The organism is Burkholderia sp. 9779_493 (assembly GCF_015712215.1).
Lineage (GTDB): Bacteria > Pseudomonadota > Gammaproteobacteria > Burkholderiales > Burkholderiaceae > Burkholderia > Burkholderia cenocepacia.
On sequence record NZ_JACCQA010000003.1, the window covers coordinates 92,278 to 111,170 of the forward strand.

Sequence of the window (18,893 nt, forward strand, 5' to 3'; positions counted from 1 at the left end):
CGCAACAGGCTGGCGGGCGCCGCTGCGGCGCCGGATCGTCAAAATGGTACACCAATTTGGCGACACCCCGGCTCGCCCGTTGGCCGGCCTCGCCTGACGCTTTCGGAAACGTCACACAGGCCGACGCTTGTCCGAACAACTGGTAAACCACTATCCCTCAAAACTGGTATACCAATCATAATCCGCACACCGACGACGGGCCGGCACGCTGCCGCCCCGCTCGTCCAACGCATGAACCGCCAGCCAGGAGCCGCTCCAGTGAAGATGTCTTTCCGTTGGTACGGCGAGTCCGATCCGGTCTCGCTGCAATACATCCGCCAGATCCCCGGCGTCACGCACATCGTGTCCGCGATCTACGACGAACCGGTGGGCGAAGTCTGGCCCGCGCACAAGATCGAAGCGCTGAAGGCGACGATCGAACGCGCCGGCCTGCAGTTCGACGTCGTCGAATCGGTGCCGGTGCACGAGGACATCAAGCTCGGCAAGCCGGGCCGCGACCGCCTGATCGACCACTACCGGCAGACCATCCGCCATCTCGGCGCGGCCGGGATCCGCGTCGTCTGCTACAACTTCATGCCCGTGTTCGACTGGACGCGCACCGAGCTGTCGAAGACGCTCGACGACGGCTCGACCTGCCTCGCGTTCAGCACCGATGCGGTCGACCGGATCGATCCGAACGACGGCATCGCGCTGCCCGGCTGGGATTCCAGCTACCGGCCCGAACAGTTGCAGGCGCTGCTCGCCGACTACCGCGACGTCGACGAGAACGCGCTGTGGGCCAACCTCGAATACTTCCTGAAGGCGATCATTCCGGTCGCCGAGGAAGCCGGCGTGAAGATGGCGATCCACCCCGACGATCCGCCGCGCCCGATCTTCGGGCTGCCGCGCATCGTGAAGAACCGCGACGATCTCGCGCGGATCGTGCGTCTCGTCGACTCGCCCGCGAACGGGTTGACGCTGTGCTCGGGCTCGCTCGGCGCCGGCCCCGAAAACGACGTCGAAGCGCTCGTGCGCGAGTTCGGCGCGATGGGCCGCATCCATTTCGCGCACATCCGCAACGTGAAGGTCGACGCGAACGGCGATTTCGAGGAAACCGCGCATCTGTCGAGCTGCGGCTCGCTCGACATCGCCGCGATCGTGAAGGCGTACCACGACACCGGTTTCACCGGCTACGTGCGCCCCGACCACGGCCGCATGATCTGGGGCGAGACGGGCAAGCCCGGCTACGGCCTCTACGACCGCGCGCTCGGCGCGGTCTACCTGAACGGCCTGTGGGAAGCGCTGGCGAAGTTCGACCGCGCGCCGCAAGCGTCGCAGTAATTCGCCTTTCGAGGCGGCCGGCGCAGCGGATCGCCGGTCGCCCGCCACGACATTCCGCGCGGAGACACCGCCATGCCACGCATCCGATGGGCCATGATCCTGATGTGCTTTCTGGCCAACGTCATCAACTTCATCGATCGCGCGAACCTCGCGATCGCGGCGCCCAGCATCCGCGCCGACCTCGGGCTCGACGCGGTCGGCATGGGGCTCGTGCTGAGCGCGTTCTTCTGGACCTATGCGTTCCTGCAATTGCCGGCCGGCTGGTTCATCGACAAGGTCGGCGTGCGCGTGAGCCTCGCGCTGGCCGTCGGCTGGTGGTCGGTGTTCACCGTCGCGACCGGCGCCGCGCGCGGCCTCGCGCAACTGGTCGGCGTGCGGCTGATGCTCGGCGTCGGCGAAGCGGCCGCGATCCCGTCGTTCGCGAAGGTCGCGTTCAACTGGTTCCCGCGCAGCGAGCGTGGCCTCGCCAGCAGCATCTTCGACAGCGGCTCGCGCGTCGGCTCCGCGCTGTCGCTGCCGCTCGTCGCGTGGCTGATCTCGCTCGTCGGCTGGCGCGGGTCGTTCGTGATCACGGGCGGCATCGGCATCGTGTGGGCGCTGGCGTGGTGGTTCGTCTATCGCGACCCGGAACGCTATCGCGCGATCGCGCCGGACGCCGTCGATGCGCTGCTCGCGCAACGCGGCGCGCCGATGGTTGCGGCCGCAACCGACGGCCCGACGGTGTCGTGGCTCGACCTGTTCCGCTACCGCACCGTGTGGGGGATGATGATCGGCCTGTTCTGCCTGAACTTCGCGATCTATTTCTTCATCACGTGGTTCCCGAGCTACCTGCTGCAGTCGCGCGGCTTCTCGCTCGCGTCGCTCGGCACCTGGGGCATGCTGCCCGCGCTGCTCGCGATTCCCGGCGGCTGGCTCGGCGGCTACGTGTCGGACAGCCTGTTCCGCCGCGGCTGGAGCGCCACCGCCGCGCGCAAGACCTGTCTCGTGCTCGGCATGCTGCTGTCGTCGTCGATCGCGCTGTCCGCGTTCGTCGAAAACGTGTGGGCCTGCCTCGGCCTGTTCGCACTCGCATATGCCAGCCTGTCGTTCGCCGGCGCCAACGTGTGGACGCTCGTCGGCGAAGTCGCGCCGACGCCCGCGCACGTCGCGTCGCTCGGCGGCATCCAGAACTTCGCGGGCAATCTCGCGGGCATCTTCATCACGACCTTCACCGGCGTGATGCTGTCGATCACGAAAGGCTCGTTCGTGGTGCCGCTCGCGGTGGCCGGCGCGCTGTGCGTGGTCGGGGCGTTGTCGTACCTGTTCGTGGTCGGCAAGGTCGAGCCGCTGCCGGCGCTGCGTCGCGGCGGCAGCGGGCGGAATGTCGAGCCGAACGCGGCGTGACGCGGCGGGACGGCGTGGCCGAAACACCCGCGCTTTCCTTTTCGGGCCGCGCATCGGACAATGAGCCGCGCCCGCCGGCGCGGCGCCGCTCCGGCCCGCGTGCGGCGACGCAGCGCTCCACCCACGCCGATGAAACGCTACGAAACCCTCGCCCATACGATCGCCGACGACATCCGCAACGGCAACCTCGCCGTCGGCACGCGCCTGCCGTCGTTGCGACAGATCATCGCGCAGCATGGCGTGAGCCAGTCGACGGTATTTCGCGCGTATTACCTGCTCGAACAGTGGGGGCTGATCCGCGCGCGCGAACGCTCGGGCTACTACGTCGCGCCGGGCGCGCAGCCGGCCGCGAGCCCGGCGACGAAACGCCGTACGCGCCGCACCGACGCAACCCGCAAGGTCGACATCAGCAATCTCGTGTTCTCCGTGCTCGATGCGGCCACGCAGCCCGGCATCGTGCCGCTCGGTTCCGCGTTCCCGGCGCCGCAGCTGTTTCCGCTGCCGCGTCTGGCGAAGTCGCTCGCGCAGGCCACGCGGCTCGTGAGCCCGTGGAGCACGGTCGTCGACCTGCCGCCCGGCAACGAGGCGCTGCGCCAGCAGATCGTGCGGCGCTATCTCGCCACCGGCATCTCGCAGCCGATCGACGAACTCGTCGTCACGAACGGCGCACTCGAAGCGCTGAACCTGTGCCTGATGGCCGTCACGCGGCCGGGCGACGTCGTCGCCGTCGAAGCGCCCGGTTTCTACGCGGCGCTGCAGGCGATCGAGCGGCTCGACCTGCGCGCGGTCGAGATTCCCGTCGATCCGCGCACCGGCCTCGATCTCGCCGCGCTCGCGAACGCGCTCGACCGGCACGACATCCGCGCGTGCTGGTTCATGACCAATTTCCAGAATCCGACCGGCGTCACGCTGACCGCCGACAAAAAGCGCGCGCTCGTCGAATTGCTCGCGGCGCGCAACGTGCCGCTGATCGAGGACGACGTCTACGGCGAACTGCATTTCGGCCCGGACTATCCGCTGCCCGCGCGCGCATTCGACCGTCACGGCCTCGTGATGCACTGCAGCTCGTTCTCGAAGACGCTCGCGCCCGGCTACCGGATCGGCTGGGCCGCCGCCGGCCGGTTCGCGGAGAAAGTGCAGCGGCTCAAGCTGATGACGACGCTGTCGGCCAGCATTCCCGCGCAGGCCGGCATCGCGAACTATCTCGAGCACGGCGGCTACGACCGGCACCTGCGCGTGCTGCGCGGCGCGCTGCACGCGCAGCTCGACCGGATGGACGACGCGCTGCGGCGCTGGCTGCCGGCCGACGTCGAGTGGGTGCGGCCGGAAGGCGGGTATTTCCTGTGGCTCGCGTTTCCCGACGCGATCGACGCGATGGCGCTGCATCGCGAGGCGATCGCACGCGGCATCAGCTTCGCGCCGGGTCCGCTGTTTTCGGCCGCGCACGGCTTCGAGCGCTGCGTGCGCGTGAACTTCGGCCATCCGTGGAGCCGCGACATCGAGCGCGCGATCCGCGTGCTCGGCGAACTGGTCGCGCAGCCGTCGGTCCGCAAGGCCGGCTGAGCGCGCAGGGAGCGCGCCGCGCTGCCGGTGTCGCGGCCATGCAGCCGATCCGCGCGCGGGTTACATTGCAGGTCCTGCCGCCCCTTCACGATTGCCCATGAGCCCACTGCCTTACCTCGATCACGACGCGCTGCTGACACTGACGGCCGAAGCGGCGCACGTCACGCAGCCGTGCACGTGCACCAAGACCTCGCTCGCCGGCTGGACGACCCTGCCGCTGTCGCTGCCGGACACGCAACTGCTCGAAGTGGCCACGCTCATGCCGCCGGGCGATGCCGAGCCGACCTACGCGGAATATCATCCGGCCGGCACGCACTATGCATCGGACGACGCGCCGATCGCGCCGCGCCATTTCCCGTACAACCGCTGCACCGTCAGCCGCTGCCGCCCGTGCGGCCGCCTGTTCCTGCGCTACCAGGAAGGCGGCGGCTACTTCATCGACCAGCGCATCCGCGCGCTCGATCCGGCGCTCGTCGTCGACGCATGACCGCGCTCACGGGCATGCACGCATGCCCGGCCTGCGCCGGCGCCCCGCCGGCCATCTGCTGCGCCTTTTTCGTCCCGATCTGCTGCTTGTCCCGCCGCACCGCGTTCCCTACGCTGTCTTCCGTTGCCTGACATCCGTCGCAACGCCCTGCCGCGCCGCGCGCCCTGCGCGCCGCGGCGCCTCTCGCGTATCACGTCATGTATCGATATACCGATTTCGACCGGGCGCTCGTGCGCAGCCGCGCCGCCCAGTTCCGCGACCAGCTCGAACGCTGGCAGCAAGGCACCCTCGGCGAGGATGCGTTCCGGCCGCTGCGCCTGCAGAACGGCTGGTACGTGCAGCGCCACGCGCCGATGCTGCGCGTCGCGGTGCCGTACGGCGAGCTGTCCAGCGCGCAGCTTCGCGTGCTCGCGCGGATCGCGCGCGACTACGACGTGCCCGACGACGCCACCTACCGCGCCGCGTGCGACGCGCAGGCCTTGCTCGGCACGTTGCGCCTGCCGACCCGCAGCGCGCACTTCACGACCCGCACCAACGTGCAGTTCAACTGGATTCCGCTCGCGAAGGCGGCCGACGTGATGGATCTGCTCGCGACCGTCGACATGCACGGCATCCAGACCAGCGGCAACTGCATCCGCAACATTTCGTGCGACGAACGCGCGGGCGTCGCGCCAGACGAGATCGCCGATCCGCGCCCGTTCGCCGAGGTGATGCGTCAATGGACGACGCTGCACCCCGAATTCGCGTTCCTGCCGCGCAAGTTCAAGATCGCGATCACCGGTGCGACCGAGGATCGCGCGGCGACCGACTGGCACGACGTCGGGCTGAAGCTCGTGCGCGACGACGCGGGCGCGCTCGGCTTTCGGGTGAGCGTCGGCGGCGGGATGGGCCGCACGCCGATGATCGCGACGCTGCTGCGCGCGTTCCTGCCGTGGCAGCACGTGATGAACTACATCGAGGCGATCGTCCGCGTGTACAACCGCTACGGGCGGCGCGACAACAAGTACAAGGCGCGGATCAAGATCCTCGTGAAGACCGAAGGGCAACGCTACATCGACGACGTCGAGGAAGAGTTCCGCCAGATCGTCGACCTCGACGGCGGCCCGCACACGATCCCGCAGGCCGAATTCGAGCGCGTCGCCGCGTCGTTCGTGCCGCCGCGGTTGAAGCCGCGCACGCTCGACCTCGCCGACGCGAATGCGCGCGTCGCCGCGCAGGCGAGCCGTCATCCGGCGTTCGCGCGCTGGCTCGCCCGCAACGTCGCCGACCACCGCGACCCGGCGCTGCGCATCGTCAAGCTGTCGTTCAAGCGCCGCCTGCAGGCACCGGGCGATGCGTCGCCGGAGCAGCTCGACGCGCTCGCCGAGCTCGCCGACCGCTTCTCGGCCGGCGAGGCCCGCGTCACGCACACGCAGAACGTCGTGCTGCCGTGGGTGCACGTCGACGACCTGTTCCTGCTGTGGGAAAACGCCCGCGCGATCGGGCTCGCGAGCGCGAACGTCGGGCTGCTGACCGACATGATCGCGTGCCCGGGCGGCGATTTCTGCGCGCTCGCGAACGCGCGCTCGATTCCGGTCGCCGACGCGATCGCCGAGCGCTTCGACGATCTCGACCTGCTGCACGACATCGGCGACATCGACCTGCACATCAGCGGCTGCATCAACTCGTGCGGCCATCATCACAGCGGCCACCTCGGCATCCTCGGCGTCGACAAGGACGGCGCGGAGTGGTACCAGGTCACGCTCGGCGGCTCGGACGGCTCGAGCGCGAGCGGCCCCGCGCGGCCGGGCAAGGTGATCGGCCCGTCGTTTTCGGCGGACGAGATCGTCGATGTCGTCGACGCGATCGTCAACGCCTATCTCGATGCGCGCATCGACGCGAACGGTCGCGGCGAACGATTCATCGACACGGTGCGCCGCATCGGCACGGAACCGTTCAAGGCCGCCGCGAACGCCGCACGTCATCAGGAAGAGCCGGCATGAAGCACGAGACCTCGAACCCATCCGCACGCATCCGGCTGCTGACGCCGGCCGAGCACGCAGACGACACGCAGCAGCACGACGCGACGACACTGACGATCGGCAACGACGAGGAACTGCCGCCGCTGGCCGCACGCATCGCGCACGCCACGCGCATCGACCTGCAGTTTCCGTCGTTCACCGACGGCCGCGCATACAGCCAGGCCTACCTGCTGCGCAAGCGCTACGGCTTCGCCGGCGACCTGCGCGCGACCGGCGACGTACTGGTCGACCAGTTGCTGCTGATGGAACGCACGGGGTTTTCGAGCGCGGTGCTCGGCGACGCCGCCGATCTCGCGGTCGCACGGCGGCAGCTCGACCGGTTTCCGGGCTTCTATCAGCGCGATGCGCGAACGGTCATGCCGCCGCGGGACGCGGCGGCGCAGCCCGGAAAATGAAACGGGCGGCTCGCTGGCCGCCCGTCCGATGAACCGGAACCAAACCGGCCGGCGCCTGCCGTCACGCGGGCGCCGGCCGATGTTCAGCGCGCCGCCACCGGCTTGCCGAACCCGCCGAGGATCTTCTTCTCGAGCGCGATGTAATCGCGGCCGAAGTGGTGATCGCCCTGCGTCCTGATCACGTCGGCGCCCGTGTTCGCGAGCGCCGGACACATCGTGTCCGTCTCTTCCGCACCGTAGAAGCACTGCACGAGCGCCGGCGGCACCTTCGCGATTTCCGGCGCGACCTTCAACGCCTTGTCGCTCGCGGGCATGCCGAGCCAGCCCGTCACGCGGATCTGGAAATCGGCCGACGGCGCGAAGCCGAGCAGCGACACCACCGCGACCTTGTCGCGCAGGTCGGCCGGCAGCCGGTTGTACGCGAACGGCATCACGTCCGCGCCGAACGAGTAGCCGACCAGCGCCACGCGGCCGGCATGCCAGCGCGCCATGTAGGTGCGCATCACGCGGGCCAGATCGCGGCTCACCTGCGCGGGCGGCTTCTCGCTCCAGAAATAACGCAGGCTGTCGATGCCGACCACCGACACGCCGTCGCGCTGCAGCGCCTCGGCGATCGTCTTGTCGAGATCACGCCAGCCGCCGTCGCCCGAAATCACGATCGCGAGCCGGTCGCTGCCACCCTTGGCCGGCAGCTCGACGAGCGGCAGGTCGGAGACGTCGAGCTCGTCGCTGCCGCCGGTGGTGTCGCGCAGGTGCGGCGTGACGAGCGACACGAGCTTCGCGGTGTCGCCCGCGGCAGCCGTTTCGACGAAGCCCGGCATCGCGCGTCGCACGATCGTCGGATCGGGCGGGCACGGCTTGAAGCGCGGATCGAGCTTCGCGGCCGGACCGACCGCGACGACGCCGGCGATCGTGTTCTCCGGCGCCATCGCGAGGATCTGCTTCGCGATCGCGCCGCCCTGGCCCACGCCCGCGACGATCGGCGTGAAATAGCGCGACGACTGCGCGAGACGTTCGAGCTGATGGCTGACCGCCTCGGCGTCGCCGTCGAGGTGGTGGCAAGTCTCCTGCTTCGCGGCGAGATTCGCCGCGTAACGCGCGGAATCGACGCCGACCGTCATCGCCCCGGCTTTCGCGAGCGCGTCGGCCGCCTGCTGATCGGCGGCCCGCCAGCCGCCCTCACGCGAGAACAGCACGACGAACCCGCGCAGCGGTCCGCTCGGCCTGGTCACGGTCACGGGCCCGTAGCGGCCGCCGGACACGGTTTCGGCTTTCACCGCGGCCGGCTGCGTGGCGCACGCGGCGCCGGCCAGCATCATTCCCGCGCAGGCGGCTGCCGCCCGCGCGATACCCTTCTTCGACATCATGAACGCCGACCTCCAGCCAGCAATGACAGATCCGCCAGCGTGACGAACACGCCGACCGAGCCCGAGGCCGCGAGATAACGCGGCTCCCAGTGCGGTTCGAACTTGCTCTTGAAAGCGCGCAAGCCGCGGAAGTTGTAGAAGCGGCCGCCGAAGCGCCAGACCATCAGGCCGAGCCGGTGGAACGGCGACGGCATCTTCGCCGCCCCCATCCCCGAGAACGGCGCGATACCCAGGCTCAGCTTGCGGAACCCCGCTTCCTTCAGATGCAGCGCGAGCTGCGTAAACAGATACTCCATCGCGTACGGCGAAGCCTCCGGCAGATGGCGCATCACGCCGACCGTCGCCTCGGTGTTGAGGTCGGTCGTCATGAACGTGACGAACGCGATCGGCTTGTCGGCCTGCCGCACCAGCATCACCGACTGCGTCGCGAGATAGCCGTCGTGGAACGCGGCCACCGAGAAGCTCTTTTCGCGCGCATCGCGGCTGTCGAGCCAGCCGTCCGAGATGCCGCGCAGCGCCGGCAGCGCGGCCGGCACGTCGCCCGGCGCGATCACCTCGACCGTCAGCGCATCCTTGTCGCCGCGCCGCAGCGCATAGCGCAGATGCGAACGGTTCGATCCCTTCAGGTCGAACTGGTCGAGCGCGATGTGCGCTTCCTCGCCCAGCTTCATCAGCGTGAGCCCCGCGTCGAGATACAGCGGCAGCGCGTTCGCGCGCACCTGGTAGAACGCCGCGCGGCCGCTGTGCGCATGCGCGAGCGCAATGAACTTGCTGATCAGCGCCGGCCACTCTTCACGCGGCCCGACCGGGTCGTGCAGCGCGGCCCACGTGCGGCCGTTCTTCGCGTACATCAGGAACGCGCGCCGCGACTCCGAGAACAGGAACGACTTGTCGCCCATCAACGCCAGGCCCGCATCGCTGCATTCCTGCGCGCGGATGATCTGCTCCGCGTCGACCAGATCCTGCTCCGCGGGCTTCACGAACCGCCCGGGCGCCGGGCGCAGCAATTGCCACAGCGCGAACAGCGCAACGAACACGCCGGACGCGAGCGTCGCGCGCAGCGCCCGCGGCGCGCGCGCGTCGAACGAGAAATGCGACCACAGCTCGCGCGTGTAAGGCACGTCGCGGAACGCGAAGAACAGCACCCACACGGCCAGCATCAGCACCATCGCGACCGACACGAACCAGCTGACGGTGAAGCGCTCGGCCAGCAGCGACGAATGACGATTGAAGCGGCGGCGGCTGACGAGCAAAAGCACGAGCAGCGTGCCGAGCACGCCGGCCTCGACGAACGCGAGGCCCTTGGCCAGCGATAGCGCGAGGCTCGCGAGCGTCAACGCGAAGGTCATCCACCACGCACCGTCGAGCCGGCGCAACAGCCCGCGCGCGACGAACAGCAGCGCGACGCCGAGCACGCTGCAGATCACCTGCGAGCCTTCGAGCACCCACAGCGGCACGATGTGGCGCAGGATCGCGATCCGGTGCCAGAACGCGGGCGTCGCGCTCGAGATCACCAGCATCCCGCCGACCGCGAACGTCACGAGGCTCAGGAACACCGGCGCGAGCTGCGACACGCGCACGGCCTGCCGCGTCACGAGCCGGCGCCGCAGCGCGCGGCCCTCGAAGCCGGCCAGCAGGCCGGCCGACAGCACGAGCGGCACGCCGAAATAGATCGCGCGATACGCGATCAGCGCGGCGACCATCGCGTGCGCGGGCACTTCGCGACCGAGCGTGAAGACCATCGCCGCCTCGAACACGCCGATCCCGCCCGGCGTATGGCCGATCATCCCGAGCAGCAACGCGGCCGCATAAACGGTAATGAAGGTCGGGAAGCCGACCGGCGCTGCCGGCAGCAACACCCACAGCGTCAGGCCCGCGGCCACCACGTCGAGCACCGCATAGACGACCTGCGCGACGAGATCGCGCCGCGCCGGCACGTCGAACGACAGCCATTTGAAGCGCGTGACGACCGGGCGCGCGGTGTTGCCGCACAGCGCGACCAGCGCGGCAAGCGCGACGAGCAACGCGGCGCCCGTCCACGTGAGCACGCCGGGCGCGACGTGCAGCATCGCGGCGAGCGCCTCCGGCACGCAGACCATGCCGACCGCCGTCATCAACACCATCGCGAGCGCCAGCGTGCCGCTGGTGAACACCGTCATCCGCCCGATCTGGGCCGGCGTGACACCCGACACACCGTACACGCGCGCACGCACCGCGCCGCCCGTCAACGCGCCGAAGCCGGTCGCATTGCCGAGCGCGGAACCGGCAATCGCGCCGATCCACAGCGCGACGCGCGGCACCTTGGCCGCGACATAGCGCAGGCCGACCGCATCGCGGGCGACGAGCGCGAGATAGCTGAGGGCCGTCGCGGCCAGCGACGCGCCCCACTCGGCGACGGACATGTGACGCAACTGGCGGATCACCGACCGGTAGTCGACGGATTCCGACAGATGCTGGAAAACCACGATCAGCAGCAGGCCGATGCCGAGCGCGAGCAGCGGCGACAGCACGCGCTCGTTGCGGATCAGCGCCCGGGCACGGGCGATCACCGCCGCGGCACGGCCGGGCGAACCAGAGTGGCGGGAAGACATAACGTGTTCAGTGGTGGTGCATAGCGTGTCGCGGCGCGGGTTGGCCGGCGGCGACGTATCTGGTTGTTCTGCATGGGCGGCCGGCCGAAGATGGGCTCGTGGCGCCTGGATCAGAACTTACGAGTATACGGAATTAATATTACAGAATCTTTCACGTCGGCTTTGTGCGGATTTGTGGTGTCTCTCGCATCAAAACGCATAAAGAAACCGTGCGTCCTACGAACGCAAGGTGCGCATCATACCGGGAACCGGGGCGGTTTTTTCATCGGATGAATGACTTGCGATGCATTTGGGAGGAATCTGCCGGCACGACGCCAGCCGAAGAGGACGAAAGCGTCGTGTCGCGAGGCTTTACCGGAATGGGGGCAGATTGATTCGGACGTCCGCGTGCGCGCAGAAACGTCCGGCCTCCCTTACTTCGCCCGCTCATGCTCCCCCAACCCGATCGCCTTGTAATCGTAAGTCGGATAGAACTCCGTCCGGTACACCCCCCACGCCGTATCCTCCAGCACGCGATTGACCTCGCGCAGCCGCGCCGCCGGCAATCGCAGCACGACGATCTGCCCGATTCCCATCGTCACCGTCCAGCTCACCACCTCGACGCCCGGCGGCGGAAACGCCTTGTAGAACCCCTGCTTCGCAAGCTGCGCATTCAGCTCGGCGAGCGGCCGCGATTCGTCGAGCTTCAGGAAAACGGTCAGCAGGACCGCGTTGTCGGGCGTCGCGACGGCCGATCCTGCCGGCACCGTCGACGTCTGGCCGACGGCCGGTGCGCTGGAAATCGCGGCGGCCGCCAACGCTGCGGCAATCACCCCGGTTCGAATCGAAAAATGCGGAAATCCGGTCATCACGCAACTCCATGGCGTCGTGGCGGGAGTCGCCATCATGCGCCGGCGAATCGATCGCTGCAGTGAGCCGCGCCGATGCGACTACGCCGCGCCCGCGCCAGCGCGCTCGCGCAGCACGTCGATGAACGCGCGCAGCTTGGCCGGCACGTGCTTGCGATTCACGTAATACAGCCACATCGGCGGCAGCGTGCGGCACGTACCGGGCAGCACCTCGACGAGCGTGCCGTCGCGCAGGTCCTGCTCGATCCGCTCGCGCATGAACGCGAACGCAATGCCGACGCCCGCACGCGCCGCATCGATCACCGCATCGGCATCGTTCGTCACGAATACGCCGTCCGGGTCGAGATCGACGTCGCGTCGCCCGTCGTGCAGCAGCCATTTGTGCAACCGCCCGCTTTCCGTAAACCGGAAACGGATGCACGCGTGACGCTCGAGCTGCGCAATCGACGCCGGCGCACCGTGCCGCGCCAGATAACCGGGCGACGCGACCAGCGCACACGTCAACGCAGGCGCGATCCGCACGCCGATCATGCCCGGCTGCAGCCGGTCGGCGAGGCGAATGCCCGCATCGAATCCCTCCTTTGCGATGTCGACGAGTTCGTTCTCGTAGCGGATTTCGAGCCGGACTTTCGGATAGCGCTCACGAAAGGGGGCGAGCACCGGCGCGATCACGAGCAAGCGCGCGAGCGGCAGCGCGGTCACGCGCAACAGCCCGCTCGGCTCGCTGCGCGCATCCTTCAGCGCGTCACGCGCCTGCATGACCTGCCGGTACGCGGGCTCGGTCTGCCGCCAGTAACGCTGGCCGGCTTCCGTGAGACTCACGCCGCGCGTGCTGCGGTTGAACAGCTTCACGTTGAGCTCGCCCTCGAGCTGCCCGATCGACAGGCTGACGGCGGCCGGCGTCAGGCCCAGCGCGGCGGCGGCCCGCGTGAAGTTGCCGGCCGTCGCGACGGTCATGAACACGTGCAGGCCGGCCATCGGATCGCGTCTGCTCATCGCTTGCCCATCATTAAAAAAACTTGAAACTGCTTCGAGTGGAATGCGGATTCTCCCATATACCGCCACTGCCTACACTGGCGCTGTCGTCCTGTCGGAGCCCTTCGCATGAACCCGCTCACCGCCGCGCTGCCGCTCGCCGTCGCCCGCCGCACGATCGACGCGGCCCTCGCGCATGCCGCGTCGCTGCAGGTGGCCGGCGTCGCGATCGCCATCGTCGATGCCGGCGCGAACCTGCTCGCGTTCGTGCGCACCGACGACTGCTTTCTCGGCGCGACCGATCTCGCGCAGCGCAAAGCGCTGACGGCGGTCCGCTTCCGCGCGTCGACCGGCGCGCTCGGCGCGATGTCGGGCGACGGCCCGCTGCGCGGCATCGAACACAGTCACGGCGGGCTCGTCACGTTCGGCGGCGGCGAGCCGCTCGTCGACGGAGACGGACGCTGCGTCGGCGCGATCGGCATCTCGGGCGGCAGCGTCGACGAAGACACCGCGATCGCGCAGCACTGCCGCGACCTTTTTCAGGCAACGTTCCACTCCACAAGGTAAGCACATGACACAGAAACGCATCCTCATCACCGGCGCGGGCACCGGCTTCGGCCGCGAAGTCGCGCTGCGGCTCGCCGAGCGCGGTCACGACGTGACGGCCGGCGTACGCGCCACGGCCGAGATCGACGACGTCGCGGCCGCCGCCGCGCAACGCGGCACCACGCTGCGCGCGATCAGGCTCGACGTCACGTCGGCCCACGACCGCGCGCGTGCGGCCGAGCTCGACATCGACGTGCTCGTGAACAACGCGGGGGTCGGCGAAGCCGGCGCGCTGGTCGACCTGCCGGTCGAGATCGTCCGCGAGCTGTTCGACGTGAACGTGTTCGGGCCGCTCGAGCTCACGCAGCAGATCGCGCGCGGGATGCTCGCGCGCCGGCACGGCAAGATCGTGTTCGTGTCGTCGATCGCGGGCCTGATCACGGGGCCGTTCACGGGGGCGTACTGCGCGTCGAAGCACGCGATCGAATCGGTGGCCGAGGCGATGCACGCGGAACTCGCGCCGCACGGCATCCGCGTCGCGGTCGTGAACCCCGGCCCGTACCGCACGGGCTTCAACGACCGGATGATGGAAACGACGCGGCGCTGGCACGATCCGGCCGTGCATACCGTGACGCCCGAGCGGCTGACGTTCCCGCTCGAACAGCACGACCCGGAGGAAATGATCGCGAAGATGGTCGACGTGATCGACGGCGACGGCGGCGCGTTCCGCAACCTGCTGCCGGCGGCGTCGGAAGCGTTCGTGCGCGCCGAGCAGGCGCGTGCTTGGGAACGGCAGCAGTAAGCGCCGCCGGCGAAGCGGCGGACCGACCGTCCGCCGCTCGCGCGAATCTCAGTACACGTCGCGCATGTAGCGCCGCGCCTTCGAAAGCCGCGCGACGTAGTCGTTCGCGGCTTCCTCCGACATGCCGCCGTGCCGGGCGACGATCGCCTTCAACGCCGCATCGACGTCCTTGGCCATCCGCGCGGCGTCGCCGCACACGTAGAAGTGCGCGCCCTCTTCCAGCCACGCGAACAGCTCGGCGCCCTGCTCGCGCATCCGGTCCTGCACGTAGACCTTGTCGGCCTGGTCACGCGAGAACGCGAGATCGAGCCGCGTCAGGAAGCCGCTGTCGCGCATCTCGCTCAGCTCGTCGCCGTAGTAGAAGTCGGTCTGCGCGTGCTGCTCGCCGAAGAACAGCCAGTTGCGCCCGCGCGCGCCGCGCGCCCGCCGCTCGTGCAGGAAACCGCGGAACGGCGCGACGCCGGTGCCCGGCCCGACCATCACGATCGGCACGTCGCCGTTCACCGGCGGCCGGAAGTGCGCGGACTTCTGCACGAACACCGGCACGCGGCCGTCGTCCGCGCGATCGGCGAGGAACGTCGACGCGACGCCTTTGCGCGCGCGCCGGCCGTTGTGATAGCGCACGGCCGACACGGTCAGGTGAATCTCGCCCTCGTGCGCGCTCGGGCTCGACGCGATCGAATAGAGGCGCGGCTGCATGCGCTTGAGCATGCCGACCAGCTCGGCGCCCGACAGCTCGATCGGATATTCGTGCAGCACGTCCGCCAGCTGCTGCCCCCACAGCCATTGCTTGAGGTCGCCCTTGCGATCGTCGCCGAGCAGCGACTTCAGCGCGCCGTTCGCGCTGCGCGACGCGATGAAGGCCAGCGTGTCCGGATGCGGGCGCGTGATGTCGAAGTGGCGTGCGAGCGCATCGCCGAGCCGGACATCGCCGACGCCCGGCACCGACACGGGCGCATCGGCCTTCAGCGCGGTGACGGACAGCAGTTCGTCGACCAGTTCCGGGCAGTTGGTAGGCCACACGCCGAGCGCGTCGCCGGCTTCGTATTCGAGGTTCGCGCCCTGGGTCGACAGCGACACATAGCGCGTGTCCTTTGCAGCGCCCGGCCGGTTCAGCCGCAGGTTCGCGACGAGCTTCGACGGCGCGGGATGCGCCTTCGTCGGCAGCAGCCCCGACGGGCTCAACCCGCCGGACGGCACCGCGTGCAGCGCGGCATCGGCTTCCTTGATGCGCGCGACCACGCGTTCGAGCCACTGGTCGGCCTCGTGCTGGAACTCGACGTCGCAATCGACGCGGGCGCACAGACGTGCCGCGCCGAGCTCCGCGAGCCGCGCGTCGAGCCGGCGGCCGTGGCCGCAGAACCGGTCGTAGTTGCGGTCGCCGAACGCGAGCACCGCGAAATGCACGCCGTCGAGCCGCGCGGCGCTGCCGGCCTGCAGCGCGTCCCAGAACTCGCCGCCGTTGTCGGGCGCATCGCCGTCGCCGAACGTGCTCGTCATCAGCAGCACGTATTGCGCGCCGGCCAGCGACGCGACCGGATAGTCGGACATGCACGCGGTGCGGATCTCGAAGCCCGCGTTCATCAGCTTCGTCGCGTAATCCTCGGTCAACGATTCGATGTTGCCGGTCTGCGACGCCCACAACAACGTGACCTTCGGGCGCGGGCGCACGATCCGTACGCCGCCCGCCGCGGCGGCGTCGGCCGGCAGCGCGGGCGCCGCCGCGGTCTGCGCACCGGCAGGCAGAGAACGGCTGAACAGGCCCGCGAGCATGCCGTCGAGCCAGAACCGCACGGGCGGCGTCAACGGCGCGCCGGCCGGCAACACGGGCACGCTGCCTTCGCGACGGCCAGCGCTCGCCTTCAGCCCGCTGACGAGGCCCGCCACGTACAGCCGCTCGGTGTCGGTCAGCGGCGGCGGCGCGAGATCGGCGACGCCGAGCGCAGCCGCGAAAGTGTCGATGTCTGCCATGTCGGATTCCTGTGAAGCAGTCGCGTGCATCATCGCCGGCGCGGGCCGCGCGTCGTCGGCGCATGCATCGGGTTGCGCGGTGTCGTCGTCGACCGGCGCGAACGCATCGGCTTCGACCCGCGTCAGCGCGACCGCGCAGTATTTCAGTTCGGGTTGCTGCGATTCGGGGTCGATCGCGTCGTTCGTCACCGCGTTGATGCACAGGTCGTCGCCGTATACGTCGTTCCAGTGCATCGGCGCGAAACAGTTGCCGCGCCGCACGCGCTCGGTCACGACGGCCGGCAGCACCGCGCGGCCGCGCGCCGAACGAATCTCGACGCTGTCCTTCGCGGCGATGCCGAGCGCGCTCGCATCGTCCGGGTGCAGTTCGACGAACGGGCGCGGGTTGAGCTTGTTCAGCATCGCGACCTTGCCGGTCTTCGTCATCGTGTGCCACTGATGCTGCAGCCGCCCGGTGTTCAGCACGATCGGGAACGTGTCGTCCGGCAGCTCGGCCGGATCGACGTGCGGCCGCGCGAAAAAGCGCGCCTTGCCCGACGGCGTCGGGAACGCGATGCGCGGGGCGTCGCCGCCGTCGGCTGCGGCGCGCAGCGGCTGGTTCACGCCGTCGTTCAGGTAGCGGATCGGGTGCCGCGCGCGCGGTGCCGGCGCGACCGGCCACTGCACAGGCCCGTCGCGCAGCGCCGCGTGGCTCGCGCCGCGCAGGTCGTAGCCGGTCGCGGGGTTCGAGAAACGGACGATCTCGTCGAACACGTCGGCCGCGGACGCATAGTCGAACGCGTCGCCGAACCCCATCGCGCGCGCGACTTCGGCGACGATGCGCCAGTCGGGCAGCGCGTCGCCGGGCGGCGCGACCGCCGCGCGCATCAGCGTCATGTTGCGCTCGGAGTTGATCATCACGCCGTCGCCCTCGGCCCACAGCGCACCGGGCAGCAGGATGTCCGCGTAGCGGTTGGTCTCGGTGTCGAGGAACGCGTCCTGCGCGATCACGAGCTCCGCGGCCTGCAACCCGGCGATCACGGTGCGTCGGTTCGGCACGGTCGCGACCGGGTTCGTGCAGACGATCCAGCACGCCTTGATGTCGCCGGCCGCCATCCGTTCGAACAGGTCGACCGTGCCGTTGCCGGTGTCCTTGCGCAGCGTGCCGGCCGGCACGCGCCACAGGGTCTCGACGAAGCGGCGGTCGTCGTCGGACGCCACCGAGCGCTGGCCCGGCAGCCCCGGCCCCATGTAGCCCATCTCGCGCCCGCCCATCGCGTTCGGCTGGCCGGTCAGCGAGAACGGCCCGCTGCCCGGGCGGCAGATCCTGCCGGTCGCGAGATGCAGGTTGCAGATCGCGTTGGTGTTCCACACGCCGTGCGTGCTCTGGTTGAGCCCCATCGTCCAGCAGCTCGTCCATTCCGGCGCGTCGCCGATCCATTGCGCGGCCGTGCGGATGTCGGCTTCCGCGAGCCCGGTGATCCCGGCGACACGCTCGGGCGTGTAGTCGGCGAGGAACGCGGGCATCGCGTCCCAGCCTTCGGTGTACGCGTCGATGAACGCGGCGTCGGTGCGGCCGCTCGCATGCAGCAGATGCAGCAGCCCGTTGACCAGCGCGAGATCGGTGCCCGGCCGGATCTGCAGGAACAGGTCGGCCTTGTCGGCGGTGCCGGTGCGGCGCGGATCGACGACGATCAGCTTCGCGCCGGCCTTCACGCGATCCATCATCCGCAGGAACAGGATCGGGTGACAGTCGGCCATGTTCGCGCCGATCACGAAGAACAGGTTCGCGCGATCGAAATCCTGGTACGACCCGGGCGGGCCGTCCGCGCCGAGCGACTGCTTGTAGCCGGTGCTCGCGCTCGCCATGCACAGGCGCGAGTTCGACTCGATGTTGTTGGTGCCGACGAAGCCCTTCGCGAGCTTGTTGACGAGGTATTGCGCCTCGATCGACAGCTGCCCCGACACGTAGAACGACAGCGCATCGGGCCCGTGCGCATCGAGCACCGCGCGCAGCCGGCGCGCGGTCTCGGCGATCGCGTCGCGCGCCGGCAGCGGCACGAGGTCGTCCTCGCGCGCGCGGCGCACGAACGCGCGATCGAGCCGCCCCGAGCGGCGCAGCGCGACGTGCGCCGACGAACCTTTCGTGCACAGCCGCCCGAAGTTGGTCGGATGGTCGGCGTCGCCGGACACCTTGACGACTTCGCCCTCCTCGACGTGCAGCACCATGCCGCAGCCGACGCCGCAGTACGGGCACACGCTCTTGACGGGGGTCGCGGTCATGGGCGCTCCGGGACGGTCAGGCCGCGACCCACACGAAGCCGTCCTCGACCCGCGACGGATACGCGTTCACCGACTGCTCGGGCGCTTCCAGGCATTCGCCGGTACGCAGGTCGAAGTGCTGCTTGTACAGCGGCGACGCGACCACGACGCGCTCGCCGAGGCTGCCGATCAGCCCACGCGACATCACGGCGGCCTGCGATACGGGATCGACGTTGTCGATCGCGAACACGCCGCCGTCGGCATGCGCGACGTGAAACACCGCGATCTGCTCGCCGTTGACGAGCGCGCACACGCCGGTGTTCGGCACGATGTCGTCGAGCGGGCATACACGGGTCCAGGACAGCGGAAGGCGATCGTTCATG

Annotated in this window: 14 protein-coding genes; 8 read left to right on the forward strand and 6 right to left on the reverse strand. The window is 69.5% G+C overall.

Annotation, left to right across the window (positions count from 1 at the left end; all coding sequences use genetic code 11):
- The first annotated feature begins 258 nt into the window (after positions 1–258).
- From uxuA to H0X95_RS03600, 6 genes are all read left to right on the forward strand, one after another.
- The gene (uxuA, locus tag H0X95_RS03575) at positions 259–1,320 is read left to right on the forward strand and encodes a mannonate dehydratase (RefSeq protein ID WP_006486021.1); all 1,062 of its coding nucleotides are present in this window, start codon (positions 259–261) and stop codon (positions 1,318–1,320) included.
- A 72-nt stretch (positions 1,321–1,392) separates the two neighbouring features.
- Positions 1,393–2,703, forward strand: a complete 1,311-nt coding sequence (locus tag H0X95_RS03580; protein ID WP_059720810.1) for an MFS transporter — start codon at positions 1,393–1,395, stop codon at positions 2,701–2,703.
- 129 nt (positions 2,704–2,832) lie between these two features.
- A complete protein-coding gene (locus tag H0X95_RS03585) occupies positions 2,833–4,266 on the forward strand; it encodes an aminotransferase-like domain-containing protein (protein WP_034202269.1) in 1,434 nt (477 codons plus the stop codon).
- Between the two features lie 97 nt (positions 4,267–4,363).
- Positions 4,364–4,753 carry a hypothetical protein gene (locus tag H0X95_RS03590; RefSeq protein WP_006486014.1) on the forward strand — a complete coding sequence of 130 codons (390 nt, stop codon included), beginning with the start codon at positions 4,364–4,366 and terminating at the stop codon, positions 4,751–4,753.
- Positions 4,754–4,950: 197 nt separating this feature from the next.
- Complete coding sequence (locus tag H0X95_RS03595) at positions 4,951–6,735, forward strand: nitrite/sulfite reductase (RefSeq protein ID WP_059720809.1); 1,785 nt, start codon at positions 4,951–4,953, stop codon at positions 6,733–6,735.
- A complete protein-coding gene (locus H0X95_RS03600; RefSeq protein ID WP_006486022.1) occupies positions 6,732–7,169 on the forward strand; it encodes a DUF934 domain-containing protein in 438 nt (145 codons plus the stop codon). The genes H0X95_RS03595 and H0X95_RS03600 overlap by 4 nt, the downstream gene beginning before the upstream one ends.
- A gap of 83 nt (positions 7,170–7,252) precedes the next feature.
- On the opposite strand, the gene H0X95_RS03605 is transcribed toward H0X95_RS03600, so the two are convergent.
- The 4 genes from H0X95_RS03605 to H0X95_RS03620 all read right to left on the reverse strand — a co-directional run bounded on the left by H0X95_RS03605 (position 7,253) and on the right by H0X95_RS03620 (position 12,971).
- The gene (locus tag H0X95_RS03605) at positions 7,253–8,536 is read right to left on the reverse strand and encodes a virulence factor family protein (RefSeq protein WP_048988131.1); all 1,284 of its coding nucleotides are present in this window, start codon (positions 8,534–8,536) and stop codon (positions 7,253–7,255) included.
- Positions 8,533–11,127, reverse strand: coding sequence for a bifunctional lysylphosphatidylglycerol flippase/synthetase MprF (gene mprF, locus H0X95_RS03610; RefSeq protein ID WP_059720808.1), 2,595 nt, complete (start codon positions 11,125–11,127; stop codon positions 8,533–8,535). Before mprF ends, H0X95_RS03605 begins: the two co-directional genes overlap by 4 nt.
- A 413-nt stretch (positions 11,128–11,540) precedes the next feature.
- Positions 11,541–11,975 carry a hypothetical protein gene (locus H0X95_RS03615; protein ID WP_196445885.1) on the reverse strand — a complete coding sequence of 145 codons (435 nt, stop codon included), beginning with the start codon at positions 11,973–11,975 and terminating at the stop codon, positions 11,541–11,543.
- 81 nt (positions 11,976–12,056) lie between these two features.
- Positions 12,057–12,971: a LysR family transcriptional regulator gene (locus H0X95_RS03620; RefSeq protein ID WP_059720807.1), complete on the reverse strand. Its 915-nt coding sequence runs from the start codon at positions 12,969–12,971 to the stop codon at positions 12,057–12,059.
- Positions 12,972–13,079: 108 nt separating this feature from the next.
- Here H0X95_RS03620 and H0X95_RS03625 point away from each other — a divergent pair, with 108 nt between their 5' ends.
- Complete coding sequence (locus tag H0X95_RS03625) at positions 13,080–13,517, forward strand: GlcG/HbpS family heme-binding protein (protein ID WP_006494736.1); 438 nt, start codon at positions 13,080–13,082, stop codon at positions 13,515–13,517.
- A 4-nt stretch (positions 13,518–13,521) separates the two neighbouring features.
- Complete coding sequence (locus H0X95_RS03630) at positions 13,522–14,298, forward strand: SDR family oxidoreductase (RefSeq protein WP_059720806.1); 777 nt, start codon at positions 13,522–13,524, stop codon at positions 14,296–14,298.
- Between the two features lie 48 nt (positions 14,299–14,346).
- On the opposite strand, the gene H0X95_RS03635 is transcribed toward H0X95_RS03630, so the two are convergent.
- Together H0X95_RS03635 and nirD are read right to left on the reverse strand one after the other, a co-directional pair.
- Positions 14,347–18,531, reverse strand: a complete 4,185-nt coding sequence (locus tag H0X95_RS03635; RefSeq protein WP_196445886.1) for a bifunctional nitrate reductase/sulfite reductase flavoprotein subunit alpha — start codon at positions 18,529–18,531, stop codon at positions 14,347–14,349.
- 16 nt (positions 18,532–18,547) lie between these two features.
- Positions 18,548–18,892, reverse strand: a complete 345-nt coding sequence (gene nirD / locus H0X95_RS03640) for a nitrite reductase small subunit NirD (RefSeq protein WP_006488749.1) — start codon at positions 18,890–18,892, stop codon at positions 18,548–18,550.
- Position 18,893: the final 1 nt, after the last annotated feature.

Excerpts from the sequence above, each read along its gene's own strand:
- H0X95_RS03615 (WP_196445885.1), bottom strand. The coding sequence starts at position 11,975 with ATGACCGGATTTCCGCATTTTTCGATTCGAACCGGGGTGATTGCCGCA.
- nirD (WP_006488749.1), bottom strand. The coding sequence starts at position 18,892 with ATGAACGATCGCCTTCCGCTGTCCTGGACCCGTGTATGCCCGCTCGAC.
- H0X95_RS03625 (WP_006494736.1), top strand. The coding sequence starts at position 13,080 with ATGAACCCGCTCACCGCCGCGCTGCCGCTCGCCGTCGCCCGCCGCACG.
- H0X95_RS03630 (WP_059720806.1), top strand. The coding sequence starts at position 13,522 with ATGACACAGAAACGCATCCTCATCACCGGCGCGGGCACCGGCTTCGGC.
- H0X95_RS03605 (WP_048988131.1), bottom strand. The coding sequence starts at position 8,536 with ATGATGTCGAAGAAGGGTATCGCGCGGGCGGCAGCCGCCTGCGCGGGA.
- H0X95_RS03585 (WP_034202269.1), top strand. The coding sequence starts at position 2,833 with ATGAAACGCTACGAAACCCTCGCCCATACGATCGCCGACGACATCCGC.
- mprF (WP_059720808.1), bottom strand. The coding sequence starts at position 11,127 with ATGTCTTCCCGCCACTCTGGTTCGCCCGGCCGTGCCGCGGCGGTGATC.
- H0X95_RS03600 (WP_006486022.1), top strand. The coding sequence starts at position 6,732 with ATGAAGCACGAGACCTCGAACCCATCCGCACGCATCCGGCTGCTGACG.
- H0X95_RS03595 (WP_059720809.1), top strand. The coding sequence starts at position 4,951 with ATGTATCGATATACCGATTTCGACCGGGCGCTCGTGCGCAGCCGCGCC.
- H0X95_RS03580 (WP_059720810.1), top strand. The coding sequence starts at position 1,393 with ATGCCACGCATCCGATGGGCCATGATCCTGATGTGCTTTCTGGCCAAC.
- H0X95_RS03590 (WP_006486014.1), top strand. The coding sequence starts at position 4,364 with ATGAGCCCACTGCCTTACCTCGATCACGACGCGCTGCTGACACTGACG.
- H0X95_RS03635 (WP_196445886.1), bottom strand. The coding sequence starts at position 18,531 with ATGACCGCGACCCCCGTCAAGAGCGTGTGCCCGTACTGCGGCGTCGGC.
- H0X95_RS03620 (WP_059720807.1), bottom strand. The coding sequence starts at position 12,971 with ATGAGCAGACGCGATCCGATGGCCGGCCTGCACGTGTTCATGACCGTC.